The sequence below is a fragment of the Wolbachia endosymbiont (group B) of Longitarsus flavicornis genome, from assembly GCF_964028135.1.
Classification (GTDB): Bacteria; Pseudomonadota; Alphaproteobacteria; order Rickettsiales; family Anaplasmataceae; genus Wolbachia.
The window spans coordinates 1,394,638-1,419,302 of record NZ_OZ034758.1 but is presented as its reverse complement, the minus strand read 5'-3'; the positions used below and the strand labels follow the sequence as shown (position 1 = coordinate 1,419,302).

Annotated in this window: 39 protein-coding genes and 2 tRNA genes; 37 read left to right on the top strand and 4 right to left on the bottom strand. The window is 33.3% G+C overall.

Annotation, left to right across the window (positions count from 1 at the left end; all coding sequences use genetic code 11):
- Nucleotides 1-14: 14 nt before the first annotated feature.
- On the bottom strand, nt 15-353 hold the full coding sequence (locus ABWU45_RS06705) for a hypothetical protein (protein ID WP_353278299.1): 339 nt from the start codon (nt 351-353) through the stop codon (nt 15-17).
- A gap of 409 nt (nt 354-762) precedes the next feature.
- Between ABWU45_RS06705 and fsa the strand changes: the two genes are divergently transcribed.
- Entirely contained in the window at nt 763-1,407 is a 645-nt protein-coding gene (fsa, locus tag ABWU45_RS06700; protein WP_353278298.1) for a fructose-6-phosphate aldolase, read from the top strand.
- Nucleotides 1,408-1,960: 553 nt separating this feature from the next.
- Here fsa and ABWU45_RS06695 read toward each other — a convergent pair.
- Both ABWU45_RS06695 and ABWU45_RS06690 read right to left on the bottom strand, forming a co-directional pair.
- Entirely contained in the window at nt 1,961-2,428 is a 468-nt protein-coding gene (locus ABWU45_RS06695) for a hypothetical protein (RefSeq protein WP_007302528.1), read from the bottom strand.
- A 366-nt stretch (nt 2,429-2,794) separates the two neighbouring features.
- Nucleotides 2,795-3,190 carry an SDR family NAD(P)-dependent oxidoreductase gene (locus ABWU45_RS06690; RefSeq protein ID WP_353278297.1) on the bottom strand — a complete coding sequence of 132 codons (396 nt, stop codon included), beginning with the start codon at nt 3,188-3,190 and terminating at the stop codon, nt 2,795-2,797.
- Between the two features lie 289 nt (nt 3,191-3,479).
- Between ABWU45_RS06690 and carA the strand changes: the two genes are divergently transcribed.
- The 36 genes from carA to ABWU45_RS06510 all read left to right on the top strand — a co-directional run bounded on the left by carA (nt 3,480) and on the right by ABWU45_RS06510 (nt 24,301).
- Nucleotides 3,480-4,568 (top strand): glutamine-hydrolyzing carbamoyl-phosphate synthase small subunit, encoded by a 1,089-nt coding sequence (carA, locus tag ABWU45_RS06685; RefSeq protein WP_264682333.1) that lies wholly within the window; start codon nt 3,480-3,482, stop codon nt 4,566-4,568.
- A 109-nt stretch (nt 4,569-4,677) separates the two neighbouring features.
- Nucleotides 4,678-4,759, top strand: a tRNA-Tyr gene (locus ABWU45_RS06680).
- A gap of 4 nt (nt 4,760-4,763) precedes the next feature.
- Nucleotides 4,764-4,834, top strand: a tRNA-Gly gene (locus ABWU45_RS06675).
- 78 nt (nt 4,835-4,912) lie between these two features.
- Nucleotides 4,913-6,085: an elongation factor Tu gene (gene tuf, locus ABWU45_RS06670; RefSeq protein WP_213863921.1), complete on the top strand. Its 1,173-nt coding sequence runs from the start codon at nt 4,913-4,915 to the stop codon at nt 6,083-6,085.
- Nucleotides 6,086-6,099: 14 nt separating this feature from the next.
- Nucleotides 6,100-6,420 carry a 30S ribosomal protein S10 gene (gene rpsJ, locus ABWU45_RS06665; protein WP_264683408.1) on the top strand — a complete coding sequence of 107 codons (321 nt, stop codon included), beginning with the start codon at nt 6,100-6,102 and terminating at the stop codon, nt 6,418-6,420.
- A gap of 9 nt (nt 6,421-6,429) precedes the next feature.
- Complete coding sequence (gene rplC / locus ABWU45_RS06660) at nt 6,430-7,152, top strand: 50S ribosomal protein L3 (RefSeq protein WP_353278296.1); 723 nt, start codon at nt 6,430-6,432, stop codon at nt 7,150-7,152.
- 2 nt (nt 7,153-7,154) lie between these two features.
- Nucleotides 7,155-7,769 (top strand): 50S ribosomal protein L4, encoded by a 615-nt coding sequence (rplD, locus tag ABWU45_RS06655; protein ID WP_006012216.1) that lies wholly within the window; start codon nt 7,155-7,157, stop codon nt 7,767-7,769.
- Entirely contained in the window at nt 7,766-8,053 is a 288-nt protein-coding gene (locus tag ABWU45_RS06650) for a 50S ribosomal protein L23 (RefSeq protein WP_353278295.1), read from the top strand. The genes rplD and ABWU45_RS06650 overlap by 4 nt, the downstream gene beginning before the upstream one ends.
- A gap of 1 nt (nt 8,054) precedes the next feature.
- The gene (gene rplB / locus ABWU45_RS06645) at nt 8,055-8,879 is read left to right on the top strand and encodes a 50S ribosomal protein L2 (RefSeq protein WP_353278294.1); all 825 of its coding nucleotides are present in this window, start codon (nt 8,055-8,057) and stop codon (nt 8,877-8,879) included.
- A gap of 3 nt (nt 8,880-8,882) precedes the next feature.
- A complete protein-coding gene (gene rpsS / locus ABWU45_RS06640; RefSeq protein ID WP_010404687.1) occupies nt 8,883-9,167 on the top strand; it encodes a 30S ribosomal protein S19 in 285 nt (94 codons plus the stop codon).
- 9 nt (nt 9,168-9,176) lie between these two features.
- Nucleotides 9,177-9,527 (top strand): 50S ribosomal protein L22, encoded by a 351-nt coding sequence (gene rplV / locus ABWU45_RS06635; protein WP_007302537.1) that lies wholly within the window; start codon nt 9,177-9,179, stop codon nt 9,525-9,527.
- Nucleotides 9,528-9,566: 39 nt separating this feature from the next.
- Nucleotides 9,567-10,187, top strand: coding sequence for a 30S ribosomal protein S3 (gene rpsC, locus ABWU45_RS06630; RefSeq protein WP_353278293.1), 621 nt, complete (start codon nt 9,567-9,569; stop codon nt 10,185-10,187).
- An 11-nt stretch (nt 10,188-10,198) separates the two neighbouring features.
- Nucleotides 10,199-10,612: a 50S ribosomal protein L16 gene (rplP, locus tag ABWU45_RS06625; RefSeq protein ID WP_006012233.1), complete on the top strand. Its 414-nt coding sequence runs from the start codon at nt 10,199-10,201 to the stop codon at nt 10,610-10,612.
- A gap of 11 nt (nt 10,613-10,623) precedes the next feature.
- A complete protein-coding gene (gene rpmC, locus ABWU45_RS06620; protein WP_007302540.1) occupies nt 10,624-10,827 on the top strand; it encodes a 50S ribosomal protein L29 in 204 nt (67 codons plus the stop codon).
- Complete coding sequence (gene rpsQ, locus ABWU45_RS06615; RefSeq protein WP_010404696.1) at nt 10,820-11,050, top strand: 30S ribosomal protein S17; 231 nt, start codon at nt 10,820-10,822, stop codon at nt 11,048-11,050. The genes rpmC and rpsQ overlap by 8 nt, the downstream gene beginning before the upstream one ends.
- Before the next feature lie 18 nt (nt 11,051-11,068).
- Nucleotides 11,069-11,428: a 50S ribosomal protein L14 gene (rplN, locus tag ABWU45_RS06610; protein ID WP_007302542.1), complete on the top strand. Its 360-nt coding sequence runs from the start codon at nt 11,069-11,071 to the stop codon at nt 11,426-11,428.
- On the top strand, nt 11,428-11,745 hold the full coding sequence (gene rplX / locus ABWU45_RS06605; RefSeq protein WP_010404700.1) for a 50S ribosomal protein L24: 318 nt from the start codon (nt 11,428-11,430) through the stop codon (nt 11,743-11,745). Before rplN ends, rplX begins: the two co-directional genes overlap by 1 nt.
- 6 nt (nt 11,746-11,751) lie before the next feature.
- Nucleotides 11,752-12,288 carry a 50S ribosomal protein L5 gene (gene rplE, locus ABWU45_RS06600; protein ID WP_052265060.1) on the top strand — a complete coding sequence of 179 codons (537 nt, stop codon included), beginning with the start codon at nt 11,752-11,754 and terminating at the stop codon, nt 12,286-12,288.
- 12 nt (nt 12,289-12,300) lie between these two features.
- Entirely contained in the window at nt 12,301-12,609 is a 309-nt protein-coding gene (gene rpsN / locus ABWU45_RS06595; protein WP_007302545.1) for a 30S ribosomal protein S14, read from the top strand.
- Between the two features lie 22 nt (nt 12,610-12,631).
- Nucleotides 12,632-13,027: a 30S ribosomal protein S8 gene (gene rpsH, locus ABWU45_RS06590; protein WP_007302546.1), complete on the top strand. Its 396-nt coding sequence runs from the start codon at nt 12,632-12,634 to the stop codon at nt 13,025-13,027.
- 16 nt (nt 13,028-13,043) lie between these two features.
- Entirely contained in the window at nt 13,044-13,589 is a 546-nt protein-coding gene (gene rplF / locus ABWU45_RS06585) for a 50S ribosomal protein L6 (protein WP_010404706.1), read from the top strand.
- Between the two features lie 5 nt (nt 13,590-13,594).
- Nucleotides 13,595-13,966 carry a 50S ribosomal protein L18 gene (gene rplR, locus ABWU45_RS06580; protein WP_052265059.1) on the top strand — a complete coding sequence of 124 codons (372 nt, stop codon included), beginning with the start codon at nt 13,595-13,597 and terminating at the stop codon, nt 13,964-13,966.
- A 12-nt stretch (nt 13,967-13,978) separates the two neighbouring features.
- A complete protein-coding gene (gene rpsE, locus ABWU45_RS06575; RefSeq protein WP_010404712.1) occupies nt 13,979-14,491 on the top strand; it encodes a 30S ribosomal protein S5 in 513 nt (170 codons plus the stop codon).
- Between the two features lie 3 nt (nt 14,492-14,494).
- Nucleotides 14,495-14,965 (top strand): 50S ribosomal protein L15, encoded by a 471-nt coding sequence (rplO, locus tag ABWU45_RS06570; protein WP_006012263.1) that lies wholly within the window; start codon nt 14,495-14,497, stop codon nt 14,963-14,965.
- Between the two features lie 3 nt (nt 14,966-14,968).
- On the top strand, nt 14,969-16,297 hold the full coding sequence (secY, locus tag ABWU45_RS06565) for a preprotein translocase subunit SecY (protein WP_010404717.1): 1,329 nt from the start codon (nt 14,969-14,971) through the stop codon (nt 16,295-16,297).
- Nucleotides 16,294-16,935: an adenylate kinase family protein gene (locus ABWU45_RS06560; RefSeq protein WP_052265056.1), complete on the top strand. Its 642-nt coding sequence runs from the start codon at nt 16,294-16,296 to the stop codon at nt 16,933-16,935. Before secY ends, ABWU45_RS06560 begins: the two co-directional genes overlap by 4 nt.
- Before the next feature lie 59 nt (nt 16,936-16,994).
- Nucleotides 16,995-17,363 carry a 30S ribosomal protein S13 gene (gene rpsM, locus ABWU45_RS06555; RefSeq protein ID WP_006012270.1) on the top strand — a complete coding sequence of 123 codons (369 nt, stop codon included), beginning with the start codon at nt 16,995-16,997 and terminating at the stop codon, nt 17,361-17,363.
- A 24-nt stretch (nt 17,364-17,387) separates the two neighbouring features.
- Nucleotides 17,388-17,774 (top strand): 30S ribosomal protein S11, encoded by a 387-nt coding sequence (gene rpsK, locus ABWU45_RS06550; protein WP_006012273.1) that lies wholly within the window; start codon nt 17,388-17,390, stop codon nt 17,772-17,774.
- A 20-nt stretch (nt 17,775-17,794) separates the two neighbouring features.
- Nucleotides 17,795-18,862, top strand: a complete 1,068-nt coding sequence (locus ABWU45_RS06545) for a DNA-directed RNA polymerase subunit alpha (protein ID WP_264682360.1) — start codon at nt 17,795-17,797, stop codon at nt 18,860-18,862.
- A gap of 7 nt (nt 18,863-18,869) precedes the next feature.
- Nucleotides 18,870-19,298, top strand: a complete 429-nt coding sequence (gene rplQ / locus ABWU45_RS06540; RefSeq protein ID WP_010404731.1) for a 50S ribosomal protein L17 — start codon at nt 18,870-18,872, stop codon at nt 19,296-19,298.
- A gap of 11 nt (nt 19,299-19,309) precedes the next feature.
- The gene (locus tag ABWU45_RS06535; protein ID WP_010404733.1) at nt 19,310-19,663 is read left to right on the top strand and encodes a YraN family protein; all 354 of its coding nucleotides are present in this window, start codon (nt 19,310-19,312) and stop codon (nt 19,661-19,663) included.
- Nucleotides 19,664-19,701: 38 nt separating this feature from the next.
- Nucleotides 19,702-20,250 (top strand): ATP synthase F1 subunit delta, encoded by a 549-nt coding sequence (gene atpH / locus ABWU45_RS06530; protein WP_064085599.1) that lies wholly within the window; start codon nt 19,702-19,704, stop codon nt 20,248-20,250.
- Nucleotides 20,247-21,788, top strand: a complete 1,542-nt coding sequence (gene atpA, locus ABWU45_RS06525) for a F0F1 ATP synthase subunit alpha (protein WP_353278292.1) — start codon at nt 20,247-20,249, stop codon at nt 21,786-21,788. The genes atpH and atpA overlap by 4 nt, the downstream gene beginning before the upstream one ends.
- A 9-nt stretch (nt 21,789-21,797) precedes the next feature.
- A complete protein-coding gene (gene greA, locus ABWU45_RS06520; RefSeq protein WP_007302559.1) occupies nt 21,798-22,292 on the top strand; it encodes a transcription elongation factor GreA in 495 nt (164 codons plus the stop codon).
- 3 nt (nt 22,293-22,295) lie between these two features.
- Entirely contained in the window at nt 22,296-22,940 is a 645-nt protein-coding gene (gene ribB, locus ABWU45_RS06515) for a 3,4-dihydroxy-2-butanone-4-phosphate synthase (RefSeq protein ID WP_353278291.1), read from the top strand.
- Nucleotides 22,941-23,011: 71 nt separating this feature from the next.
- A complete protein-coding gene (locus ABWU45_RS06510) occupies nt 23,012-24,301 on the top strand; it encodes a M48 family metalloprotease (protein WP_353278290.1) in 1,290 nt (429 codons plus the stop codon).
- A gap of 2 nt (nt 24,302-24,303) precedes the next feature.
- Here the strand turns inward: ABWU45_RS06510 and ABWU45_RS06505 are convergent, their stop codons facing one another.
- Nucleotides 24,304-24,639 carry a TrbC/VirB2 family protein gene (locus ABWU45_RS06505; protein ID WP_264374639.1) on the bottom strand — a complete coding sequence of 112 codons (336 nt, stop codon included), beginning with the start codon at nt 24,637-24,639 and terminating at the stop codon, nt 24,304-24,306.
- Between the last annotated feature and the right edge of the window lie 26 nt (nt 24,640-24,665).

The window sequence follows — 24,665 nt, the reverse complement described above, 5'->3', positions numbered from 1 at the left end:
GATATCACTAATTCTTATTGGCTACTTCTATTGTAATTAATAAGATTAATGTTTAACACTTTATCAGAATTGTTAGTTTCTACATAAAAAGCTCGAAGGTCTATGTCTTTGTCTCTAAAATACTTACTTACAGCTTTTTTTGCCTGATTTGCTAATTCTATAAAGTTTTTTTTAAAGCTCTTGTTGAAAGATAGATCTATATATGCTTGCTTAAAATTTTCATCATTTGTTAAATCCATGAGCAAGTCATAAACCTCCCATTTTTCCTGACAATGTTCTTCTAAAACAGTAATGCTATTTTTTCTTTTCAGTTCTGCTAATATGTTTTTCAATGTCAGGAAATTTGTTGACATAGTATACCCCCTATTACTATTGTTCTGATAATATATTTACTTTAGGAGTGATTAACTCCTTTTATATTAACCTTTTTAGTTGAATTTTATTGCGAGCGTTAAACTCGAACTTAGTCATTTTGTTTATTGTTCCTCACTACCTATTTGTGTTACTATACTAATAGTAGCACTAAGTTTTAGGCTATGCAAGAATTTCTATTGAACGTAAAGCTAGTAAACTTCAGAAATTGGTTATGCTAATTTTGTTAATAAAATGCAACCAATTAAGGAAAGCGCTATACTGTGTCTCAGTGCAATATTTTCTTTCCTAACGGACTGAAAATTGAGTTGAGTTAAAAATCCGATTTTATTTAATACTTTTCAAAGATGACAATATTTTGTAAAAATAGGTTTTTAATAGGACAATAATATGGAAATTTTTCTTGATAGTGTTGATTTGAATGAAATTAAGGAGCTAAAAGAGTTCATTGATGGCATAACAACTAATCCTTCTTTAATAGCAAAATCTGGACATAAAGATAAGTACGAAGATTTAGTAAGCGAAATATGCTCTATTATAAAAGGGCTTGTTAGTGTTGAAGTTGTTGCAGATAGCCATGAAGATATGGTTAAGGAAGGCCTTAAGTTAGCGAAAATCGCTAGTAATATCGTAGTAAAGTTACCTCTTACACATGAAGGATTAATTTCTTGTAAAAAGTTGTGGACAGAACATAAAATACCTGCTAACATTACATTATGTTTTTCTCCTGGACAAGCACTGTTTGCCGCTAAGGCCGGTGCTTGTTTTATTTCTCCCTTTGTTGGTCGCCTTGATGATATAAGCTATGATGGCTTATCGCTAATAGAAGATATATGCACTATATATTCTAATTATAATTTTAAGACAAAAGTTCTTGTTGCATCAGTAAGAAGTCCAGCACATGTAATAGAAGCTGCACGGCTTGGTGCTCATTCAATTACTGTGCCAGCAAAAATACTTAGACAGTTAATTAATCATCCACTTACTGATCAAGGGCTCGCAATATTTGAAAAAGACTGGGGCGTAAAACAATAAATGACATTGCTAAAAAAGACATAAAAACACAATAATTTATATAAAAAGGACATAGGTACCATCTGTCCTTTAAAGACATGTAGGTCAATGATATGCGTAATTCAGTGTTTTAAACATGATAGTCCTCCACTAATAAAAAAGATTGAGAAAAATGTATACAGCTACGACCGAAGTATAGCTAAAATATATTTTAACTGAAGATTATAGATTAATTGAATTGAAAAGTCTGCAGACGAAGATATATTCCGAGCTCTAGAATACCTTCATTGCGGATGGTAACAAAGCTGTCAAAATTTGTCAAGTAATTTTTTATTGCAATTTTACGAACATGTCATTCCAGTTTTACGTACACAGCTGTACGAATATTGCAATACGGCATATAATAAACAATGTCATTCCAGTGCTTGACACTGGAATCTAGTTAAATTTATGACTATAAAAGTAATGTTAAAATGCAATGCTTCTAGTGATGATGGATCCCAGTGTCAAGCACTGGGATGACAAGAGAAGAAGCACTGGTTAGCCATGCATCTAAAAATTTATAAACAAAAGATTACACTTCACAACTTTGTGATGGAATAAGTTTTTCAATGCTGTTGACGCAAAACTCAGTTGTATTATTAGCTATTTCATCGAATTTATCATTTATATCCTTACCTATTTTTTCATCTTTAATATATTCGTACAGAGCTAAAATAGCTATAGTTGAACATATTGCGATGAAACCAACTTTTGCTGTAATAAGTAATGATAGCCCACCTGCAAGTATGGACACTGCTCCAATAGCTAGGTTTATAATTTTATTTTGTGTTGATTGATTCTCTTTATCCTCTAAAACGTTTGATATTGCTTTTGAGGCAATTTTTATTGCTATTGCTGTAGTTGAGATTATAACAAACATCATAGCTATTTTTGCTAAGAGAAAAATTGATGGTAGCATTATTACAAGAAACAGTGAAGCACCTCCTATAAACAACCATTTCTCATTTATTTTTTTAGACTGATCTGTATTATTAGGCATTGCAACCCTCCACTTTCATTAATAGTTTATTCATATAATATGAAACATGCGATAGTCAAGATGTTTTTGTGTGGAGAAGCTTGCGATTGAGTTTTGAAGAGCTTTAGCTTTACAAGATGGTAGATTTGGTGATTATCGTAAGATTCTTGCAGTCATTTTAGTGGGAAGAATTTGTAAAATATGAAAAAATAACCGCCAGAAAATTGGAAACGCTATAACTTTCTTTCCTTTAAATATACTTTTTAAAATATATGCTGCAGCTTTTTCTGGCTCCCATATGAAGGGAAGTGGTTTATTAGACTTAAACATATCTGTTTTTACTGGCCCTGGCATTATGGTGATAAACTTTGTGCTACTGTTAGCATATTAGATTTTTAGTGATTGAAAACAACTTTTTAGTGCTGCTTTGCTGGCACAGTATGCAGAAGCATGTGGTGTTGCATGCATAGCAACAAGAGAAGATATAACCGCAAAAGTTGCCAAGGAATTATGATGAATCCATTCTTCAATCCAGTTGATAACGCCAAAATAATTGGTTTCAAATGTTTTTCTATGAATGTTGGTATGAAACTTATCTTCTATTTCGCCACATCCTGCATTAAGAAAAAAGAGATTTGGTATAATATTTTGCTTTTTTAAAAAATCAGACGAGTTTTTAATATTTTCACTTTTGCTTACATCACATGTTATAGGTAAAAAATTACTACCTAATTCTTCTTTTAATTTTTCCAGTTTTTCAGTGCGCCTTGCAATGCCAACCACAAATCATCCATCTTTAATGAGCAACCGTGCTAGACTTTCTCCAATGACAGATGATGCTCCTATAATGAGACAAGTTTTTCTATCCATGTGAATTTACATAACGTGAAGTATGAATGTAATGACTATTGCCTATTCACACAAGTTAAGTTTGCTATAATTTTGCTAAATAATAAAAAAAGAAAGCTACTTATAATTTTGAATTTTATATAAACTTAAAGGGAAGTTTAGTATTTGCTTACTTGTAATTTAAAATTCTTATATAATATTTTAAATGAGTTGAGAGAATTAAATGCAGGATGCAGCTTTAGTTTTACAAGATGGCAAGTGCTTTTTGGGAAAATCGGTAGGTAAAAGAGGCAAATGTATAGGTGAAGTTTGTTTTACCACTGGTATGACAGGTTATCAGCATACTATAACAGATCCTTCTTTTGCTGATCAAATAATAGCGTTCACTTTTCCTCATATTGGTAATGTTGGAATAAATCACAAAGATAATGAAGGAGAAAAAGTTTTTGCAAGTGGTGTGGTTATGCGTGAACTTTCTCCTATGTCTCACTCTTCTTCATATATTAGTTTAAATGATTGGTTGGAGAAAAATAATGTAGTTGGGATATCGGGAATTGATACTAGAGCTTTGACGAGATATTTGAGAAAACATGGATCTCAAAATGGAATGATATGTCCGTCAAGTGAGGCACATATATTAGATGAATTGAAGAAATACAAATCTGTAAATGGAATAGAAATAACTAAGAAAGTCAGTTTAAGTAATAACTTTCAAAGCGCTCTTAATGCAAAATATAGGGTTGTAATTGTTGATTTCGGTGTAAAAAATAGTATAATCTCACGCTTAGTAGAACTTGATTGTACGGTTGAATTAGTCAAACCAGATACAGGTTTTGCTCACAAAATATTAAGCATGAATCCAGATGGTATAGTGCTTTCAAATGGCCCTGGTGATCCACAAGAGATAGGAGAGAGTGTAATTTCAGAAATAGAAATTATTGTGAAATCTAAAATACCAGTTTTTGGAATATGCCTGGGCCATCAATTACTTGCAGTTACTTTGGGAGCAAAGACTGTCAAGATGGATATTGGTCATCGAGGGAGTAATCATCCAGTTTATGATCTGGAGAGTAAAAAAGTTGAGATAACTAGCCAAAATCATGGTTTTGTTGTTGATTCAGCTTCTCTTCCAAGTAACGTTGAAGTTACTCATATTTCTCTATTTGATAATAGTGTAGAGGGGATAATGATGAAGGATTACCCAGTCTTTTCTACTCAATACCATCCAGAAGAAGCGCCAGGTACACATGATTCACATTACTTATTTGGGCGTTTTATTGACAATATTTTGTTATATAAAAGTAAAATCTAACTGAAATCAGTTAGATTAGCTTTTATTACTTGATCTTTTGGATTTGGATGTTTAATATTAGGAATAATAAAACTTAAGTTAAGGTAGTGTTCTCTTAACAGATTTTTGTGGAGGAGTGACCGAGTGGTTAAAGGTAACAGACTGTAAATCTGTCCGCATTGCGTACGTAGGTTCGAATCCTACCTCCTCCATTGTGCGGGTATAGCTCAATGGTAGAGCTCTAGCCTTCCAAGCTAGTGACGTGGGTTCGATTCCCACTATCCGCTCTTTTTTTTGTTGTATTTATATAAAATCAACATATTATTTATTGATGTATTTGTATTTTAGGTAGAAGAGTTAAAATTATGACAGCGATAGTAGAAGCATTTGGAAAGCCGCATGTAAACGTGGGAACGATAGGACATGTGGATCATGGGAAGACAACGTTAACAGCGGCGATAACAAAGCATTATGGTAATTTTGTAGCATATGATCAAATAGATAAAGCGCCAGAAGAAAGAAAGAGAGGTATAACAATAGCAACAGCGCATGTTGAATATCAAACAGAAAAGAGACATTATGCACACGTTGATTGCCCTGGACATGCTGATTATGTAAAGAATATGATAGTAGGTGCAGCACAGATGGATGCAGCGATATTGGTAGTGTCAGGGGTTGATGGGCCGATGCCACAAACGAGAGAGCATATATTGCTGGCAAAACAGGTGGGTGTTGGATATATCGTGGTATATATAAATAAAGCTGATGTTGCTGATGCTGATATGATAGATTTGGTAGAAATGGAAGTGAGAGAGTTGCTGAGTAAGTATGGATTTCCAGGTGATGAAGTGCCTGTGATAGTTGGGTCTGCGTTAAAAGCATTAGAGGATGATAGTAGTGAGTATGGAAAGAAATCAATAGATAAATTGATGGAGAAGTTAGATGAGTATGTGGTAGCACCTAAAAGGCTTATAGATTTGCCGTTTTTGTTGCCAATAGAAGATGTATTTTCAATATCGGGCCGAGGGACGGTAGTAACAGGAAGAATAGAGAAGGGGGAGATAAAGGCAGGAGATGAGATAGAGATAATAGGTCTGAAAGCGACGCAAAAGACGATATGTACTGGTGTTGAGATGTTTAAGAAGTTGCTAGATAAGGGAAGTGCAGGACTCAATGTAGGAATACTACTAAGAGGAACAAAGAGAGAAGAAGTGGAGAGAGGGCAAGTATTGGCAAAACCAGGGACAATAACCCCGCATAGAAAGTTTAAGGCGGAGGTGTATATATTGAAGAAAGAAGAAGGAGGAAGGCATACACCATTTTTTGGAAATTATCAGCCACAGTTTTATTTAAGGACAACGGATGTAACTGGGAGCATAAAATTGCTAGATGGAAAGGAGATGGTAATGCCAGGGGACAATGTAAGTATAGAAGTGGAGTTGCAAGTACCAATAGCAATGGATAAAGGATTGCGTTTTGCGATAAGAGAAGGTGGTAGAACTGTTGGTTCTGGCGTTGTTTCGGAAATTTTAGAATGAGTGTAATAACTAAGATGAAGCAAGATATATATATTAGAATCAAAGCTTTCGATTGTTCTTTATTGGAAAAGTGTATTCGCGAGTTTATTGATCAATTAAAGCAGTTTAATGCAGATTTATCTGGTCCGATTGCGTTGCCAAGAAAAGATTCTAAATTTACTGTTAATAGGTCTCCTCATGTTGATAAAAAATCTCGTGAGCAATTTGAAATGAGAATTTCTAAGCGGTTAATTGTTGTACATAATCCTACTTCTACTCTGATGAAGATGCTTGCAGATTTATCTTTTTCTGCTGGTGTAGAAGTGGATTTAAAGGTTAAGGAAGTTAATATTTAGGAAAAGGAAATGAAGAGAATAAATTCGCTTAGGAGAATTGGTTTGTTAATGAGGAATGTTGGCCATACTGCTATGTATTCTGACAATAGTCGCATGGCTGTAACTTTATTGCATCTCAGCGAAACTTATATTATTGATATAAAAGGACAAGATAAATGTGGTTATAATTCAGTCATTTTAGGCACAGGAGATTTTAAAAATATAGCAAAACCTCAGTTGGAATATTTAAAGAAAAAGGGTATAAATAGTAAATGTAAATTATACGAAAGTAGATTAACTGATCTATTCGGAATAGAATGTGGTAAAAAGGTGGGGGTTAATCATTTTGTAGTTGGTCAATATCTTGACATTACGGGTTATTCTTTAGGCAAAGGGTTTGCTGGTGTGATGAAGCGGCATAACTTCAGTGGGCTTAGGGCATCTCATGGCGTTTCTATTGCTCATAGATCACAAGGTTCTACTGGTCAATGTCAAGATCCTGGTAGAGTATTCAAGGGGAAGAAAATGGCTGGTCATTTAGGTAATAGCAGAGTAACTGTACAGAATATGAAAATATTATCCATTGATTATGAAAATAGCATAATTGCTGTAAAGGGTAATAATGTTCCTGGGTTTAAAAACTCTTATGTTTTTGTGAGAGATGCAGTTAAAAAGCCTTTACATAAAGATGTTCCTTTTCCAGCAGGTCTGCTGTTGAATATGAGTGATGATGCTAATAATTTGGTGAGTTAGTTATGGAATGTGAATTAGTTGATCTATCTAATAATAATGTAGGTAGTGTTGAGCTTAATCCCTTGATATTTTCTGCCAAGCAAAAATTGAGTATTTTGCATGATATAGTGAGATGGCAATTAGCAAAGAGAAGAGTTGGTGCTCATAAAACAAAGGGTATCAGTGATGTTTCTGGTACAACAGCTAAGCCGTATGGTCAAAAACGTACCGGTAGGGCGAGACAGGGGAGCTTGCGATCTCCTCAGTTTAGAGGTGGTGGAATTATTTTTGGTCCTGTTGTGAGGAGTCATGCTTATTCTCTTAATAAAAAAGTACGTAAGTTTGGTTTGAAAATTGCTTTATCTCTAAAATATTTAAATAATCAAGTTATTGTTCTTGATAGTTTAAATGTTGATGTGAAGAAAACATCTAAAATGTGTGAATATATTAAAAATTTTAAATTTTCTTCTTTTTTAATAGTTGGTGATTATGGAGATGATTTGTTACGTGCTGCTAAAAATTTGCATTATGTAGATTTAATCAAACCTATTGGGTTAAATGTTTTTGATATATTGAATCATGAATGCGTGATGTTAACAAAAGACACTTTAAAGCATCTTGAAGGTAGATTGTTATGATTAAATATAATAATATAATAAAATCTCCTGTAATCACAGAAAAGGCTTCTCTTTTAAGAGAGAAGTTTAATAAATACTCTTTGTATGTTTTTGTAAATGTAAATAAGCGTCAAATAAAATCGGCAATAGAGTCTTTATTTAATGTCAGAATTTCTTCTATAAATGTTATTAGAGTTAAACCTAAATATAGACGGTTTAGGAGTGTGATTGGTTGTAAAAAACAGAGAAAAAAGGTTTATTTTTCTTTGATAGATGGTCAAAAATTAGATATAATGAGCGTTTAATATGGGTATGAAATTTTTTAATCCTGTTACTCCGTCTTCTCGTGGGACTGTATTAATAAGTAAAGTTGGTTTATCAAAAGATAAGCCGGAGAAGTCTCTTATATTTGGTAAAAAATCCAGTGGTGGAAGAAATAATCATGGTAGAATTACAACTCGTCATAGAGGTGGTGGTCACAAGAAGAAGTATAGAGTTATAGATTTCAAACGTAATAGAAGTGATCAGGGTATAGTTGAGAAAATAGAGTATGATCCAAATAGAAGTGGGTTTTTAGCATTAGTATCATATAAGGAAGATGATGCTAAATCTTATATATTAGCTCCTCAAGGTATGAAGCCTGGTGATGTTGTGATAGCTGGAGATGATGCTGATATTTTGCCAGGGAATTGTTTACTACTCAAGCATATACCTGTTGGTTCTTTCGTTCATAATATTGAGCTGAAGCCAGGTAATGGTGCTGCGATTGCTAGAGCTGCTGGTTGTTATGCACAAATCGTTGGTCGTGATGGCCAATATGTTTTATTACGACTCAGGTCTGGTCAAATTAGGTTGATTTTATCTTCTTGCAAGGCTACTATTGGTGTAGTATCTAACCCTGACCATAAGAATAGAAAGTTGGGTAAAGCTGGGAGAAGTAGGTGGCTTGGGATTAGACCTACTGTACGTGGAGTTGCAATGAATCCGGTTGACCATCCTCATGGAGGTGGAGAGGGAAAAACTTCTGGCGGTCGTCATCCTGTTACTCCTTGGGGTGTTGCAACAAAAGGAAAGAAAACTAGGAAAAAAAATAAATCTAGTGATAAGTATATAAAAAAATTGAAAGGTTAATTTATGAGTAGATCTGTATGGAAACCACCTTTTTTACACCCATCTGTACTAAGATTAGTTCAGAGAGCTTTAAAAGAGGGTTCTATTAATAAGGTGATAAAAATTCATTCCAGGGCTTCTGTAATTCTTCCTAATTGTTTGGGTTTAAAGTTTGCTGTTTATAATGGTAAAGATTACATTCCTGTTAGTGTTGATAATCAGAATATGATAGGTCATAAATTTGGTGAATTTTCACCTACTCGTAAATTTACTGGGCATGGTGGTGATAAAAAGGCAACAAGAAGGTAGGCAATTGATATGAAAAATAGGGATATAATAGTTGAGGCTGGTTCTAAGGTTTTAAGATCAACTCCTCGCAAATTAAATTTGGTTGCTGATTTAGTGCGTAATAAAAAAGTTTCTTTTGCTAATGTACAATTAAGATTTTGTGAAAAAAAGGCTGCCGGTTTTATAATGAAGGTGTTGAATTCTGCAATTGCTAATGCTCAAAATAATTATGGATTGAACGTTGATAATTTATATATAAAGGAAATTTTAATAGGTAAGTCACTTACTTTGCGTAGAGTATATCCAAAAGCTATGGGTAGGGCTAATAGAATGAGCAAATTTTATAGTAATATAACTATAAAATTGAAAGAAATTGTATGATTTATAGAAATGGAAAATTAATAAGGAAAGTGTAAAAATATGGGACAGAAGGTTAATCCTAAAGTATTTAGATTGCAAATAAATAGTAATACCTGGGATTCTGTTTGGTGTGCTACGGACGATTATAAACAGAAATTGCATCAAGATCTATTTATTCGCAGTTATATAAATGAATCCTTTAAGCATGCTGGTATTTCTAAAGTAACTGTAGAGCGTACAATTAATTTAGTGTCTGTAATAATACATTCTTCTAAGCCTGGAGTTATAATAGGTAAGAAAGGTTTGGATGTTGAGAAGATAAAGCAAAAAATAGCTAAAAAAGTAGAAAGTAGTGTCGAAGTGAATGTAGTAGGAGTTAAAAAGTCTGAAATAGATGCAGTTTTAATATCAAGGAGTATTACACATCAGCTAGAAAAAAGGATTTCATGTAGAAGAGCGATGAAAAAAGCTATTCAAAATTGTTTGAAGATGGGTGCTGAGGGTATTAAAGTAAGTTGCTCTGGGCGTCTTGGCGGAGCTGAAATAGCTCGTACTGAATGGTACAAAGAAGGTCGTTTGCCTTTACACACTTTGCGTGCTAATATAGATTATGCTTTTTGTGAAGCGAAGACTATATGTGGTATTATAGGAGTTAAAGTTTGGGTTTATGTTGGTAGTTAAGGTATATTGAAATGTTTGTTCCCAAAAAGAGTAAATATAAAAAGGTATTTAAGGGGAGAATCAAGGGTAATGCTAAGGGTGGTAGCACGCTGTCTTTTGGAGATTATGGATTAAAAGCTATGGAAGTAGGTAAGGTTCAGTCTAAGCATATTGAAACTGCAAGGCGCGTAATATCTAGAACGTTAAAACGCTCTGGTAAAGTGTGGATAAGAATTTTTCCTGATACCCCGGTTAGTAAAAAGCCAGCAGATGTACGTATGGGTAAAGGGAAAGGTAGTGTTGAATTTTGGGTATTTAAAGCTAAGCCCGGTAGGGTTTTGTTTGAAATTAGTAGTGATGTTCCCATGCATTTAGCAAGATTGGCGCTTGAAAAAGCGACTGCTAAGCTTCCTATGAAGTGTAAATTTATATCTAATCATAATTGAATGGAGTTGCAATGGATATAGTTAAATTTGAATCAGAATCTTCACAAGGATTACATGAACTTCTTGTGAATTTGAGGAAAGAATTTGTTAATTTGGCTTTTCAAAAAAAGCTGGGCCAGTGCAACAATTTTTCGCGTTTTAGCTTAATAAGAAAGAGCATAGCTCGTAGTCTAACTGTATTAAATAGAAGAAAGAGAGAGGGAAAAAATGCCTAAGAAGGTTTTTTGTGGTGTCGTAACTAATGCTGAGTCTGATAAGACTGTAAAGGTTTCGGTGTTACAAGTGTATAAGGATAGGCTGTATAAAAAAGTTATTAAAAAATACAAGAAGTATACAGCACATGATGAGAATAATAGTTGCAAAAAGGGAGATAGGGTTTTAATACAGGAACATAAGCCTATTTCTGTTACTAAAAAATGGGTTGTTATCAATAGCTAAAAAGGAATAGGTATTTATATGATTCAAAAAAATACATTGTTAGAAGTAGCTGATAATTCTGGTGCGCGTGCAGTGCTTTGTATTGGCTTGTTAGGTGGTAGGAAATCTGCATCTGTAGGTGATACGATTATTATATCTACTAAGTCTATTAACCCAAAAGGTAAAGTTGAAAAAGGAAAAGTATATAAAGCAGTTGTTGTTAGAGTAAAAAATAGTGTTAAGAAATCTGATGGTTCTGTAATTCGTTTTTCTAGCAATGCTGTGGTTTTAATTAATGATCAAGGTGAACCACTTGGCACTCGGGTGTTTGGTCCAGTAAAAAAGTTGTTATCTGGTTCTTTTATGAAAATAATGTCATTAGCTGATGAGGTTTTATAATGAGTGCTAAAATAAAAAGTGGTGATGATATTATAGTTTTAACTGGTAAAGATAAGAGAAAAATTGGTAAGGTAATCAAAGTTATAATACGTGATGCTAAAAAGAAAGTAGTTGTTTCTGGCGTAAATGTGTGTAAGAGACATACTAAACCAAGAGCTGGTAGTGGTGGTGGTATATTGAATAAAGAGTTAGCTATTGATGTATCCAATGTTGCAATATTGGATCCTAAGTGTAAAACTCCAACTAAAGTAGGATTTAAGATTATAGATGGTAGAAAAGTGCGTTTTGCAAAAGTTTCTGGAGAAGTGATAGATTAGGTTGATATGTTTAAACAATTGTATAAAGATAATATAGTAAAATCCTTAAAGGATAAGTTTAATTACGGCAATGTAATGCAAGTGCCTAAACTTGTCAAGGTGTGTATCAATATGGGCGTTGGAGATGCTGCTACGGACAATAAAGCGATAAATGAGCCATTTGATAATCTACATTTGATTACTGGGCAAAAGCCTGTGTTAACCTTTGCAAAAAAATCTATTTCTGGTTTCAAAATTAGAAAAGGTGCAACTGTAGGTTGTAAAGTGACTTTGCGTAGAAATAAAATGTATGAATTCTTAGAAAGATTAATATATATTGCTTTGCCAAGGGAAAAAGATTTTAGAGGGTTTAGTGTGAAGCAATTTGATGGTCATGGTAATTTTTCCCTTGGTATCAAGGAGCATATATCATTTTTAGAAATAGACTATGATAAAATAAGTAAAATTAGAGGTATGGATATTAATATTATAACAAGTGCAGTTAGTGATAAGGAAGCAAAGGAATTATTACTGGCTCTTAAATTCCCTTTTTTTGATAATTGAGAGAAAATATATATGGCAAAAAAATCCATGATACAGAAGAATCTTCGTAGAATAAAGTTATGCGATCAGTATAGGGAGAGAAGGGAAGAATTAAAATCTATAATGAATAATAAGGATTTATCTATTGCAAAAAGGTTTGCAGCTCAAAGTAAGCTGATTAAAAAATTGCCTAGAGATTCTTCTAAAATCAGAATTAGGAATAGATGCGCTTTAACTGGTAGGCCGAGAGGAGTATATAGAAAATTTGGTTTATGTAGGATTGTTTTACGTGATTTGTGTTCTTTTGGACAAGTTCCAGGGGTTACAAAATCTAGTTGGTAAATGTGATATAAGGAGTGTAATAGTGTCGTTATCTGATGGTATTGGTGATTTTTTAACAAGAATACGTAATGCTCAATTGGCAATGCATAGGGAAACAAGAGTCCTATTCTCTAAAGTGAATTCTTCTATATTGAAGATCTTAAAAGAGGAAGGGTATATTCTTAATTATGAAAAGCAAGAGAGTGATAGTATCCCTTCGCTTGTTGTGCAGTTGAAGTATTATGATAAATCACCTGTGATTAATGATATAGCTAGGGTATCAAAGCCCGGTTGTCGTTATTATTCTAAGTGTAAGGACATTTCTAAAGCATATAATGGTCTTGGAATTTTTATTATATCTACACCGAAAGGAGTGATGACCGATTATAATGCACGTAGATTAAAAGTTGGTGGAGAAGTTTTGTGTCGTGTATTTTAAATGATAGGAGAAATGTATGTCTCGTATAGGTGCCGCACCTATCAATATTCCTGCTGATCTTTCAGTTGAATATAATGATGGTAGGGTATTAATAAGAAGTGTTAGGGCAGAAAAAGAGCTGAACTTGTGTAGTGGCATTCTGTGTCAGATAGTTGATAATCAATTGTTACTTTCTGTTGATCAAGGCAGGGATGATTATGATAAAATAAAATCTATATGGGGCACTTATAGAAGTAATATTAATAACATGATTAACGGTATGGTTAATGATTTTTCTGTTGATCTTGAGATTAATGGTGTGGGGTATAAAGCAGAATGTGATGATAAGTATTTGACTTTATATCTTGGTTATAGTCATAATATTAAGTATAAAGTGCCTAAAGACGTTGAGATTAAGTGTATAAAGCCAACTCATTTAGTGATTCGCGGTATGGATAAGCAAAAAGTCTATATGGTGGCTTCTGATATATGCAAAATTAGAAAATATGATCCTTATAAAGGTAAGGGTATTGTAATAAAAGGCAAATTTATGCTGCGTAAGGTTGTAAATAAAAAGAAGTAATTAAAATGAAAAGATTGTATAATTTTTTAAGTAGCTATGAAAAAAGGAAACTTCGTAATAGAGCGAAGCTCGATAAGAGCGCTGGACGTTTACGTATATCCGTATTTAAGTCTAATAAACATTTTTACGTTCAGTTGATTAACGATGCAAAAGGAATAACCCTAGCTTCTGCTTCTACTTTGGATGATAAAATTAGGAATGTATGTAAAGGTAGGGTCAATGCTGAAACTATAAAACAGGTTTCTTCTTTATTGATTGAGCGTCTGCCTAGTACAAAATTGCAGCAGCGGTTCGTCTTTGATCGGGGAGCATATAAGTATACAGGATTGATTTCTCAATTTGCTGAGGCTTTAAGAAGCTCTGGATTTAAATTTTAGAAGGTTTTAAATATGGCTGTAAAGAATTTACAAAATAATAATGATTTATCAGAACTTTTGGTTTCAGTGCGAAGGGTAACAACGGTTACTAAAGGTGGTAGAAGATTTTCATTTTCAACTTTGGTTGTTGTTGGTGATGGTAAGGGTAGGGTAGGATGTGGAATAGGTAAACACGCAGAGGTTGCTGAAGCAAGAGTGAAAGCTGTAAATGCTGCAAAGAAGTCGATGATTAGGGTGTACTTACGTGAAGGTAGAACTTTACATCATGATATTAAAGCTAAATTTTGTTCTGGTGAGATAGTTTTAAGAGCTGCAAGAACTGGAACAGGTATTATTGCTGGTGGAGCAATGAGGTCGGTTTTTGAGGTATTAGGTATAAAGGATGTGGTAGCTAAGTCTACTAGATCAAATGATCCCCATAATATTATATGTGCAGTATTTAAGGCTTTTGATGTTATGTTATCTCCTCGCCAAGTGGCAGGTAAGAGGGGTAAAAAGATTAGTGAGATAGTTGGAAATAGGTAAAGTATGAATGATGCTGTAAAATTAAATTCTGTGTTTACCAAATTATCTAAGAAAAAGAAGCCTAAATTATTAGGTAGAGGTATTGGTTGTGGTAAAGGTAAAACATCTGGTAGGGGGCATAAAGGGCAAAAAGCGAGAAGTGGCGTTTCTATAAATGGTTTTGAAGGTGGACAGCAGTCTATATATACTCGTTTACCTAAAAGAGGTTTTAAGCCTATACGCAAAAACTTATACTCTATATTTAATGTTGGTGATGTACAGTGCTTAATGGAAGCTAAAAAAATAGTCAAGGATTCTATCATAGATAAGGAGCTACTGCATAAATTAGGTTTTATCAGATCTGTTAAAAGTAAAATCAAACTTCTTAATAAGGGTAAATTAAGCGAAAAATTTGTGTTTCATGTTGATTTTGCATCAGAAGCTGCAAAAAGATCTGTAGCTTCAGTTGGTGGTAGTGTAGAAATACTATCGTAAATCATGAGCAGTAAATTTGCATTTAATAGTTTGGATTCTACGTTATTATATAAAAGTGATTTACTAAAGCGTATATTTTTTACGCTAATGGCTTTAGTTTGTTATCGTTTAGGCACTTATGTTCCTATTCCTGGAGTTAATCTTGATATAATCAATGATATATTTCCAAAAGAGAGTTCTGGTGTTTTTGGAGTATTTAATTTATTTTCTGGTGGCGCTTTAGCTAGAATGACGATCTTGGCATTAAACGTTATGCCATACATAGTTGCATCCATAGTTATGCAATTATTATCTTCTGCCGTTAAAGGAATCAATGAAATTAAAAATGAAGGAGAGTTAGGACGTCGAAAGATGAACTCTTATATACGCTATATGACTATAGTGTTTTGTATCTTTCAATCAATTACGATCTTAATAGGGTTAGAAAGAATGAATAGGGAAGGGGTATTAGTTGTAGTTGAACCTGGTATTATGTTTCGTACTATAGGTGTCTTTAGCCTTTTAGGTGGAACTATATTTTTAATATGGCTTGGTGAGCGGATCAGTGTGAGCGGTATAGGCAATGGTATCTCATTAATCATTTTTACTGGCATAACATCTGAATTACATAATGCTTTATCATCTCTGCTAACATTAAATAAAAATGGTAGTATGTCGTTTTTCATTACCCTTTTTGTTATAGCATTGTTTTTTTTACTGCTCCTTTTAGTCATTTTTACAGAATCTTCTTATAGAAAGGTAATTGTTCAATATCCCAAAAAACAGTTTAAAAAATTACATAATGATGATTTTACTTACATTCCATTGAAGATCAATTTATCTGGTGTAATACCAACTATTTTTGCTAACGCAATTCTATTAACGCCTATTTCAATTGCAAATTTCTATAAAGGTCATGCCATTGCTGATTTTATTTTAAACTACTTTATGGCAAATAAAGTGATGTACATTATAACTTACTTAATACTCATAGTACTTTTTAATTTTTTCTATACCAATTTTATATTTAATCCAGAGGAAAATGCTGATTTTCTTAGGAAAAATGGTGGTTTTATTCCTGGTAGAGGGCCTGGAAAACATACTTCTGATTATCTTCAAGATATAGTTTTTAAATTAACATTTATTGGGTCTGCGTATTTGGTGGTAATATGTACTATACCTGAAATTATGAGGTATCATTATGATATACCATTTATTTTTGGTGGGACGAGCTTGCTGATTATAGTTAACGTTATTACTGATACTATTATGCAAGTACAATCTTATGTTTTTTCAAATAGGTACGATAGTTGGATAAAGAAATATGAGTCTAAAACAAGGAGACTAAAGTGATTATTACAATTTTTGGTCCTCCTGGCTCTGGTAAGGGTACTCAGTCCAGTTTGTTAATAGCAAAGTATAATTTTAAATTAGTTTCAGTAGGGGATTTATTAAGGAATATTATATCTAGTGGGAGTAAATTAGGTAAAGGAATAAAGGATACTGTTGAATCTGGTAATTTAATTCAAGATGAAGTTATATGTAAATTATTGTGTGACCAGCTTGCATTAATAGATGGTGATTTTTTGTTAGATGGTTTTCCAAGAAATTTAAATCAAGCTCATTTTTTAACTCAAGTTTTGCAAAAAAGATGCAATAGGGATGTTGATCTTGTAATTGAGTTGCAGCTTGACGATAATATTGCAATTGATAGATTAAAAGATCGTCTTACTTGTTTGGATTGTAAAAGTATATATAGTATATCTTCTTTTAAGAATACTACTTGTGCTAAATGTAAAAGTACGAGATTGGAGAAGAGAATTGATGATGCTAATATGCTTGCAATTAATAAGAGGATAAGAGAATATCATTCTCAGATAGAGGGTTTGCGCGAGTATTATAAGGACAAGTTGTTAACAATTAACGCTAATTTGAGTGTTGATAGAGTAATGCAAGAGATTGAAAGTAAAATTTCTTGTAATTTGATTTGACTATAAGTTGTTTTATGGTATAAATTAAGAATTATTATTAATAAAGTATCGAGGTATCAGTGGCACGTATTGCAGGCATAAATGTTCCGGTGAAGAAGTGTATTCCTTTTGCATTAACTTATATACATGGTATAGGTATTACTACTGCGAATATAATTTGTCGTAGCTGTAAAATTGATGAGCGTAAGCGTGTTTCAGAATTACAAGATGAAGATATAGAGAAAATTAGTAGTTTTATTAGGCAAAAATATGTCATAGAGGGTGAGCTCAGAAAAAAAGTGGCTATGGATATAAAATCTTTAATGGAAATCGGTTGCTATAGAGGATTAAGGCATAGAAAAGGTTTGCCTGTGAGGGGACAAAGAACCCATACTAATGCTAAAACTCGTAAAGGCAGATCTAAATTGCCTATTGCTGGAAAAAAATAAAATTTGTTATTATCGTGAGTTTTTATGAAAAAAGTTAAAACGGTTGGTAAGAATACAAAAAGGTTTATTACTGGTATTGTCCATATTCGTGCAACTTTTAATAATACTTTTGTAAATGTGACTGATGTTTGTGGTAATACGCTTTACCAGACTTCTGTTGGTGCATGTGGTTTTTCTGGTTCGAGAAAATCCACACCTTATGCTGCAGGTAAGGTTGCCGATTCTGCTGCGAAGAAAGTAATAGAGAGATTTGGTATGAAGGTTGTTTCTGTAATAATTCGTGGTCCTGGTTTTGGTGCAGAAGCTGCAGTTAAAGCACTTCGGAATTGTGGATTGACTGTCACTTCAATTGCAGATAAAACGGCGATACCTCATAATGGGTGTAGACTAAGGAAAAAAAGAAGAGTATAGGATATTTGGAAGGTTTTTGTATGTATTATAGTGATAATGTCTCTTTCTGTGGAAATTTAGATAGATTAACTAAGCCTAATGCGATTAAGGTAATATCAGGTGATTCAAGTAAAAAAAGTGATATAGTTCTAGAACCTTTGGAAAGTGGTTTTGCTTTAACGTTGGGTCATGCATTAAGGCGTGTAATGTTGTCTTCTCTTCGCGGTAGTGCTGTTTATGGAATAAAAATTGAAGGCGTGAATCATGAATTTACTTCGATCCAAGGAGTTAGGGAAGACATAACTGATATAGCATTAAATATGGGCATGTTGAGATGTAAGTTAAATAACACGTCTAATAAGTGCTTAAATTTGAGCGCTAAAGGGCCTTGTCAAGTATTAGCTGGAATGATAGAAACTGATGACCAATGCTCTATTGTTAATAAAGATTTGGTGATATGTACACTAGGTCAAGATGTGGAGCTTAACATTACTATATATGTTGCTAGCGGAAAAGGTTATCTTCCTGTAAATAAATATAAAGAAAATGAATTTTTAAAGCTTATGAATGAACAAGATTTAATTGGTTTTATTCCAGTTAATGCTTTATATAGTCCTGTCGAGAGGGTTTCGTATAGAGTAGAGAATAGTCGTGTTGGTCAAGTTACTGATAAAGATAAGCTAATATTGTCAATTGAAACTGATGGTACAATCTCTCCAAGTCAAGCTGTTGACTATGCTGCAAGAATATTACAGGAGCAATTTCAGCCTTTTATTAGTTCTGATATTAGTTATAAAAAATCGCAAGTTTCTTTGTCTAGTGGTGCTAAAGATTTGGGCTATGATCCTGTTCTATTGCGTAAAGTAGATGAAATGGAATTATCTGTTAGATCTCATAACTGTCTGAAAAATGAAAATATCACTTATATAGGTGATCTTGTGCAAAAGACGGAAGTTGAAATGTTAAGAACTGCTAATTTTGGCCGAAAGTCTTTGAATGAAATCAAGGCAATTTTAAATAATTCAGGTTTGTCTTTGGGTATGAATATACCAAATTGGCCGCCTAAGGATATAGATGAACTGGCTAAACAACATACTGATGAGGATTAGGTAGTATATGAAACATGGAATAAAGAAAAATAAACTGTCTCGTTGTACCGAGCATAGGTTATCAATGTTAAAGAATCTATCTATCTCGTTAATTAATCATGAGCAGATTGTAACTACTTTACCAAAGGCTAAAGCACTTCGTCCATATGTGGAAAAGTTTATTACAATTGCTAAGAATAACGATTCTTTACATGGTAGAAGGCTTTTGCTTTCACGTCTTCATAATAGTAAGTTAGTAGTTGATAAATTATTAAGCGTTCTAGCTAATCGTTATCAAGACCGTAAAGGTGGATATTCTAGAATAATAAAATTTGGTACTCGAAAGGGTGATTGCGCTCCAATGGCAGTGATAGAGCTAGTTGATAGAGATATTTCAGCAAAAGGTGAGATTTATAGTAAAAATAAAAAAGGAAGCAAAGTAGTTACACAAAGCTAATTATTCTTTTTATGGTAAGTAGGTTGCGCTATTTTGTAGGTTACTTTGGAGAATTGTTAGTTTCGATATATTTAAAGCTGAAATTCTATAATGTTATAAAACGTCGCTTCCGTTGTAAGTTGGGTGAAATTGACTTAATTGTATCTAAAAAAAGGGAGCTGATTTTTATAGAAGTTAAAACAAGTTTATTTGGAAAAGAAGTACCGATATCTCATTTTCAGTGTCAGTCTATTATAAATTCTTCTAAATATTTCTTAAGTAAAAATCTTGATTTTTTAGATTATTCAGTCAGATATGATTTATGTTTTCTTTCCTTAAGGAGAAGACCTATTTATATAAAAAATGCTTGGATTGAACAATGGTAGCTAAAATAATTTAGATTTACTAGAATAGGTAATTGAATATGAAAAACAATAATTTAGTTTCATCTTATGCTAGAGCACTGTTTCATGTCTCAGGAAGCAGATTAGGTATTATAAGAAAAGAAGTAGAATTTTTGTTAGCTTTTTTTAAAGATCAAGATGTTTTTGTGTATCTATCTCATCCTATGGTTTCTCTTTTGCACAAAAAAGAAGCGATACTTTCTATAAAGGAGAACTTGAGTGAAAACTTAGTCAAATTTATTATGGTTACACTTGCAAACAAGCGCTCCCGTTTATTAATCCTTATATTAGAAAAATTCTTAAATCTTGTAAGGGAAAGTGAAAATGAATTGGAAATTACTATAAAATCAGCAGAGATTTTAAAGAAACCTGATATAAAAATAATTACTGAATCTTTGAACTTTCTTGGTAAAATAATAAAAGTCAGTCATGTGGTTGATCCTTCTATACTAGGTGGCTTTGTAGTTAGGTATGGTTTTAACTTGATTGATGCTTCGCTTAAGAGTTATTTGGATAGATTGGTTGATTTGAGTAAAATGGAAATGTTGAAAATAAGGAATTGTATATGAAGAATAGCATAAATGCCTCTGAAGTAGTAAACATAATAAAAGAGAAGGTTGAGACATTTGATAATCCTATAAAACGAGAAAATATAGGTGAAGTAATTTCAGTAACGGATGGTATCACATTGGTCTATGGGCTGGAAAAAGCAAAGTTTGGTGAAAAGGTATCTTTTGCAAGCGGTGTAGAAGGAATAGTTCTTGATTTAGATCATGATACAGCTGGAATAGTTGTGCTTGGCAATGACCGTGATGTAAAAGAAGGGGACGTTGTAAAATGTAGTGGTGATGTTGTACAGGTGCCTGTAGGTCATGAATTATTAGGGAGAGTTGTAAATGCATTAGGCGATCCTATAGACGATGGCGGAGAAATTAGAGCCAAGAACAAAATGTATATAGAATCTAAAGCGCCAGGTATTATTGACCGTAAATCTGTGCATGAACCTCTGCAGACAGGAATTAAAATTATAGATTTGTTGATTCCTATAGGTAGAGGGCAACGTGAATTAATTATTGGCGATAGACAAATTGGTAAAACCACTATTGCGATTGATACTATTATCAATCAGAAGAAGATTAATGATGAGGTAAACGAAAATCAAAAAATTTACTGTGTTTATGTTGCTATTGGACAAAAAATTTCGACAGTAGCAAAAGTGGTGAATAAGCTAAAAGAAAGTGGAGCATTAGAGTATACAACCGTAGTTGTGGCTAGCGCATCTGACTGCGCGCCTATGCAATTTTTAGCACCTTATACCGCTTGCACTATTGGAGAATTTTTCCGTGATAATGGAATGCATTGCTTGGTGGTATATGATGATTTATCTAAGCATGCTGTGGCATATAGGCAGATGTCCTTATTGCTCAGACGTCCTCCTGGTCGTGAAGCTTATCCTGGAGATATATTCTATGTACACTCTCGCTTGCTTGAAAGAGCTGCCAAAATGTCTGATGAAAAAGGACAGGGATCTTTGACTGCTTTGCCGATTATTGAGACTCAGGCTGGTGATGTATCTGCATATGTTCCAACTAATGTGATTTCAATTACCGATGGACAAATTTTTCTTGAGTCTGAATTATTTCACAAAGGATTTCGCCCTGCAGTGAATATAGGTTTATCGGTTTCTCGGGTTGGCTCTGCTGCACAATTGAAATCTGTGAAAAAAGTTGCTGGTTCTATAAAGCTGAGTTTGGCCCAATATAGAGAACTGGAAGACTTTGCTAAATTTGGTTCTGATCTTGATGCTACTGTTCAATTGTCCTTAAACAAAGGTAAATACCTTATTGAATTATTAAAGCAAAAACAGTATTCACCTATGCAAATAGAAGAGCAAGTATTGCTTATGTATATCTTTTCTAATCTGTATGGTCAATTAAATAAGGTACAGGTGAGCAACATCAATAGGTTCGAGTGTGATCTTATCAATTATTTTCAAACTGTTCACCCTGGAGTTTTAAAAAAGTTGTCAGGTGACATGAATGATGATATAAAAGATGATATTCTTGGTATTGTGAGTGATTTTGTCACTCAATTCAATTGCGTTTAGGCGGTGATTATGACTTCATCCATTGTTAACAAGTTTCCTATTACAAGGGAAGGTTTTGAGAGTATGCAAGTCGAACTTGAGAAATTAAAGGAAGAAAAACCTTCTATCATACAGGCTATTTCTGATGCTCGTGATCAAGGCGATTTATCTGAAAATGCAGAATATCATGCAGCACGGGAAAGATTAAGTTTTATTGAAGGCCGCATAATTGAGGTAGAGAGTAAACTTTCACATGCAGAAGTGATAGAAGTAAAAAATTTGTCTGGTGATACAGTAATGTTTGGTGCAACTGTTACGGTAAGCATGCTCGGTGATGATAACAGTGAAATAGAATATGTTTATAAGATTGTAGGTGGGTATGAAGCTGATGCTTCAAAGCAGTTGATCTCTACGGATTCACCACTCGGTAGTGCTTTAATTGGCAAAAAAGTTGGTGAGTATGTGGAAGTGATAGTGCCAAATGGAGAGAAATTGTATAAAATAGTTAAGATTGAGTTTAAGTAAATCATGGTACAAGTAACTTATCCTTCAATTAGTCTACCCGGTATTTCTTCTGTGGAAGATGTATTGAGGGATGCTAGTTCTGGTAAATTATTCATTTTAGTTGACGATGAAAACAGAGAGAATGAAGGTGATCTGATTGTATTAGCTGAGAAATTAGAGCCAGAACATGTGGCTTTTATGGTTAGATACGGTACAGGGATTGTTTGTTTAGCAATGACTAAAGTTCACATGAAAAGGTTAGGCCTTACTTTCATGGAAAAAAAAAATGTTGGTGAAAATCATACTGCTTTTACTACATCAATTGATGCACGTTATGGTATTACTACGGGTGTTTCAGCTGAGGATAGAACAAAAACTATACATGTTGCTATTGATAAAAATAGAACTCAGGATGACATTATAACTCCCGGTCATATTTTTCCTGTGATTGCACATGAGGGTGGAGTAGAGCAACGTGCTGGTCATACTGAAGCAAGTGTTGAGATAGCTAAGTTAGTGGGATGTAATCATTCTGCAGTTATTTGTGAATTAGTGAATGATGATGGCTCTATGATGCGCTTACCCCAGTTGCTTGAATTTGCTGAACAACATAATATTAAGTTAACTACCATTGATAAACTTATCAGTTACGTTCAAAATTTAAACTAGCGTTTATAGATTCGTATAGTTTAAGTGTTAAAATATAAAATTCCTCAAAGTTATACAAACAAGGAATTTCCATGTCTAAGCTTTTTGTTTTACTATTTTTTTTCGTATACTGTAATAGCGCTTACTCTGTTAGTATTATTAGAGATAGTGAAGTGGAAGCGGTAGTTAAGGATCTAGCGCAACCTTTATTTTCTGCTGCGGGTATTGATAATGATAAAATAAAAGTTTTTATAGTTGATGATAGATCGATTAATGCTTTTGTAATTAACAATAATAGCATTTTCATTCATTTAGGGCTTTTACAATATTCGACTGAACCTTATGTCTTACTTGATATATTAGCACATGAAATTGCTCATATATCTGCTGGTCATGTATTACAAATGAGTAGTGCTGTAGGTTATTTTCAATCAATAGCAATGATTAGTTATATGGTAGGATTAGTTTCTAGTATTGTCATTAACCCTCAGGTTGCGAGTGCAATCTTGCTTAGTGGTGTAACGCTTAGTTCAAGGTTGTTTTTTAACTATTCTCAAGAGCAAGAGAGTGTAGCAGATAGCTATGCTTTAAGATACCTAGATGAATCTGGCTATGATAATTTGGGTATGAAAGAGATTTTTGACTATTTTAAGAGTATTGAGCATGAAAACACTGAAGAGTATTTCCGCACTCACCCACTTAGTGATAAGCGTATATTTGCTGTACAGAATTATAAGGTTAAAAACAATATAAAACCAATCCTTGCAGATAAATTGCTGAAGTTTGAGCGTATGGTTGCAAAGCTAGACTCTTTCTTTGCTCCTATTCATGTGTTATCTAATAAATATGAAGGTAGTTCTAAGTATGTAAATGCTGTAATTCACTATAGGCAAGGAAAGATAGAAGAGGCTATTACTAAAGTTAATTCATTGATTCAAGAGTCACGCAATGATCCTTATTTATATGAATTAAAAGCGGAGATGTTATACAAAGCTGGAAATTTAAGTGAAGCAATAAAAATGTATGAAGAATCACTTAGATATTTATCTGAGAAGAATAACTATTTAGTGAAACTTGCGTTATCTCATACTTTATTATTACACGGTGAAATAGAGAAGGCAATTTTTTACCTAGAGCAGGTTGCAAACGTAGAAACAAATAACGCCTTTGTCTGGAAGTATTTAAGTATTGCATATAAACGTAGCGCTGATATGGCAATGTATTATTTTGCTTTGACGAAAAAGGCTTGTATTGAAGGTAATTTAGAGAAATTTATGAAATACGCCGATTTAGCTGTTAAAAGCTTACCAAAAGACAGCTCTTACTTGCTACAAATTGAAGATATGAAACAACAATACACACAAAAACACGCTTACTTTTAGGATTATTTTCCACACTTATCCAACATATCTTTTACTTCAGTACTTATATTGGGTATAATTTTCATTATAATCGTTTTGGCGCCAAAAAATACACCACAAAACATACCTAAGGCAAAGAGAGCTGGCCATGGCATTCTACCAAATATTGCAAGCAAAGCTGCACCTATTATGACTACAGTCATAAGTGGTCCGCCTATTCCCCAAACGTAACCAATAATGTTGCATATTACTTGGGCAGTTGTATCTTCTATGTCGCTAGCAGCACTTGCGTAATCTGAAAAAGAGAGAAACAGCACTATACATAAAGCATTAAAAAATTTTTTTATTATATAGCTCATTCTTTTGCCTCCAAGTAATAAACTAG

What these genes read in the sequence shown, in the direction of transcription:
- rplQ (WP_010404731.1), top strand. Translation starts at nt 18,870, where the DNA reads ATGAAACATGGAATAAAGAAAAATAAACTGTCTCGTTGTACCGAGCAT.
- rpsK (WP_006012273.1), top strand. Translation starts at nt 17,388, where the DNA reads ATGAAAAAAGTTAAAACGGTTGGTAAGAATACAAAAAGGTTTATTACT.
- rplD (WP_006012216.1), top strand. Translation starts at nt 7,155, where the DNA reads ATGGAATGTGAATTAGTTGATCTATCTAATAATAATGTAGGTAGTGTT.
- ABWU45_RS06545 (WP_264682360.1), top strand. Translation starts at nt 17,795, where the DNA reads ATGTATTATAGTGATAATGTCTCTTTCTGTGGAAATTTAGATAGATTA.
- rplP (WP_006012233.1), top strand. Translation starts at nt 10,199, where the DNA reads ATGTTTGTTCCCAAAAAGAGTAAATATAAAAAGGTATTTAAGGGGAGA.
- rpsN (WP_007302545.1), top strand. Translation starts at nt 12,301, where the DNA reads ATGGCAAAAAAATCCATGATACAGAAGAATCTTCGTAGAATAAAGTTA.
- ABWU45_RS06650 (WP_353278295.1), top strand. Translation starts at nt 7,766, where the DNA reads ATGATTAAATATAATAATATAATAAAATCTCCTGTAATCACAGAAAAG.
- rplN (WP_007302542.1), top strand. Translation starts at nt 11,069, where the DNA reads ATGATTCAAAAAAATACATTGTTAGAAGTAGCTGATAATTCTGGTGCG.
- atpA (WP_353278292.1), top strand. Translation starts at nt 20,247, where the DNA reads ATGAAGAATAGCATAAATGCCTCTGAAGTAGTAAACATAATAAAAGAG.
- rpsJ (WP_264683408.1), top strand. Translation starts at nt 6,100, where the DNA reads ATGAAGCAAGATATATATATTAGAATCAAAGCTTTCGATTGTTCTTTA.
- rpsS (WP_010404687.1), top strand. Translation starts at nt 8,883, where the DNA reads ATGAGTAGATCTGTATGGAAACCACCTTTTTTACACCCATCTGTACTA.
- rplR (WP_052265059.1), top strand. Translation starts at nt 13,595, where the DNA reads ATGAAAAGATTGTATAATTTTTTAAGTAGCTATGAAAAAAGGAAACTT.
- greA (WP_007302559.1), top strand. Translation starts at nt 21,798, where the DNA reads ATGACTTCATCCATTGTTAACAAGTTTCCTATTACAAGGGAAGGTTTT.
- rplC (WP_353278296.1), top strand. Translation starts at nt 6,430, where the DNA reads ATGAAGAGAATAAATTCGCTTAGGAGAATTGGTTTGTTAATGAGGAAT.
- rpsC (WP_353278293.1), top strand. Translation starts at nt 9,567, where the DNA reads ATGGGACAGAAGGTTAATCCTAAAGTATTTAGATTGCAAATAAATAGT.
- rplV (WP_007302537.1), top strand. Translation starts at nt 9,177, where the DNA reads ATGAAAAATAGGGATATAATAGTTGAGGCTGGTTCTAAGGTTTTAAGA.
- carA (WP_264682333.1), top strand. Translation starts at nt 3,480, where the DNA reads ATGCAGGATGCAGCTTTAGTTTTACAAGATGGCAAGTGCTTTTTGGGA.
- ABWU45_RS06705 (WP_353278299.1), bottom strand. Translation starts at nt 353, where the DNA reads ATGTCAACAAATTTCCTGACATTGAAAAACATATTAGCAGAACTGAAA.
- ABWU45_RS06510 (WP_353278290.1), top strand. Translation starts at nt 23,012, where the DNA reads ATGTCTAAGCTTTTTGTTTTACTATTTTTTTTCGTATACTGTAATAGC.
- rplE (WP_052265060.1), top strand. Translation starts at nt 11,752, where the DNA reads ATGTTTAAACAATTGTATAAAGATAATATAGTAAAATCCTTAAAGGAT.
- rplO (WP_006012263.1), top strand. Translation starts at nt 14,495, where the DNA reads ATGAATGATGCTGTAAAATTAAATTCTGTGTTTACCAAATTATCTAAG.
- rplF (WP_010404706.1), top strand. Translation starts at nt 13,044, where the DNA reads ATGTCTCGTATAGGTGCCGCACCTATCAATATTCCTGCTGATCTTTCA.
- rpsQ (WP_010404696.1), top strand. Translation starts at nt 10,820, where the DNA reads ATGCCTAAGAAGGTTTTTTGTGGTGTCGTAACTAATGCTGAGTCTGAT.
- fsa (WP_353278298.1), top strand. Translation starts at nt 763, where the DNA reads ATGGAAATTTTTCTTGATAGTGTTGATTTGAATGAAATTAAGGAGCTA.
- ABWU45_RS06505 (WP_264374639.1), bottom strand. Translation starts at nt 24,639, where the DNA reads ATGAGCTATATAATAAAAAAATTTTTTAATGCTTTATGTATAGTGCTG.
- rplB (WP_353278294.1), top strand. Translation starts at nt 8,055, where the DNA reads ATGGGTATGAAATTTTTTAATCCTGTTACTCCGTCTTCTCGTGGGACT.
- atpH (WP_064085599.1), top strand. Translation starts at nt 19,702, where the DNA reads ATGAAAAACAATAATTTAGTTTCATCTTATGCTAGAGCACTGTTTCAT.
- rpmC (WP_007302540.1), top strand. Translation starts at nt 10,624, where the DNA reads ATGGATATAGTTAAATTTGAATCAGAATCTTCACAAGGATTACATGAA.
- ABWU45_RS06695 (WP_007302528.1), bottom strand. Translation starts at nt 2,428, where the DNA reads ATGCCTAATAATACAGATCAGTCTAAAAAAATAAATGAGAAATGGTTG.
- rplX (WP_010404700.1), top strand. Translation starts at nt 11,428, where the DNA reads ATGAGTGCTAAAATAAAAAGTGGTGATGATATTATAGTTTTAACTGGT.
- rpsE (WP_010404712.1), top strand. Translation starts at nt 13,979, where the DNA reads ATGGCTGTAAAGAATTTACAAAATAATAATGATTTATCAGAACTTTTG.
- ABWU45_RS06535 (WP_010404733.1), top strand. Translation starts at nt 19,310, where the DNA reads ATGGTAAGTAGGTTGCGCTATTTTGTAGGTTACTTTGGAGAATTGTTA.
- ribB (WP_353278291.1), top strand. Translation starts at nt 22,296, where the DNA reads ATGGTACAAGTAACTTATCCTTCAATTAGTCTACCCGGTATTTCTTCT.
- tuf (WP_213863921.1), top strand. Translation starts at nt 4,913, where the DNA reads ATGACAGCGATAGTAGAAGCATTTGGAAAGCCGCATGTAAACGTGGGA.
- secY (WP_010404717.1), top strand. Translation starts at nt 14,969, where the DNA reads ATGAGCAGTAAATTTGCATTTAATAGTTTGGATTCTACGTTATTATAT.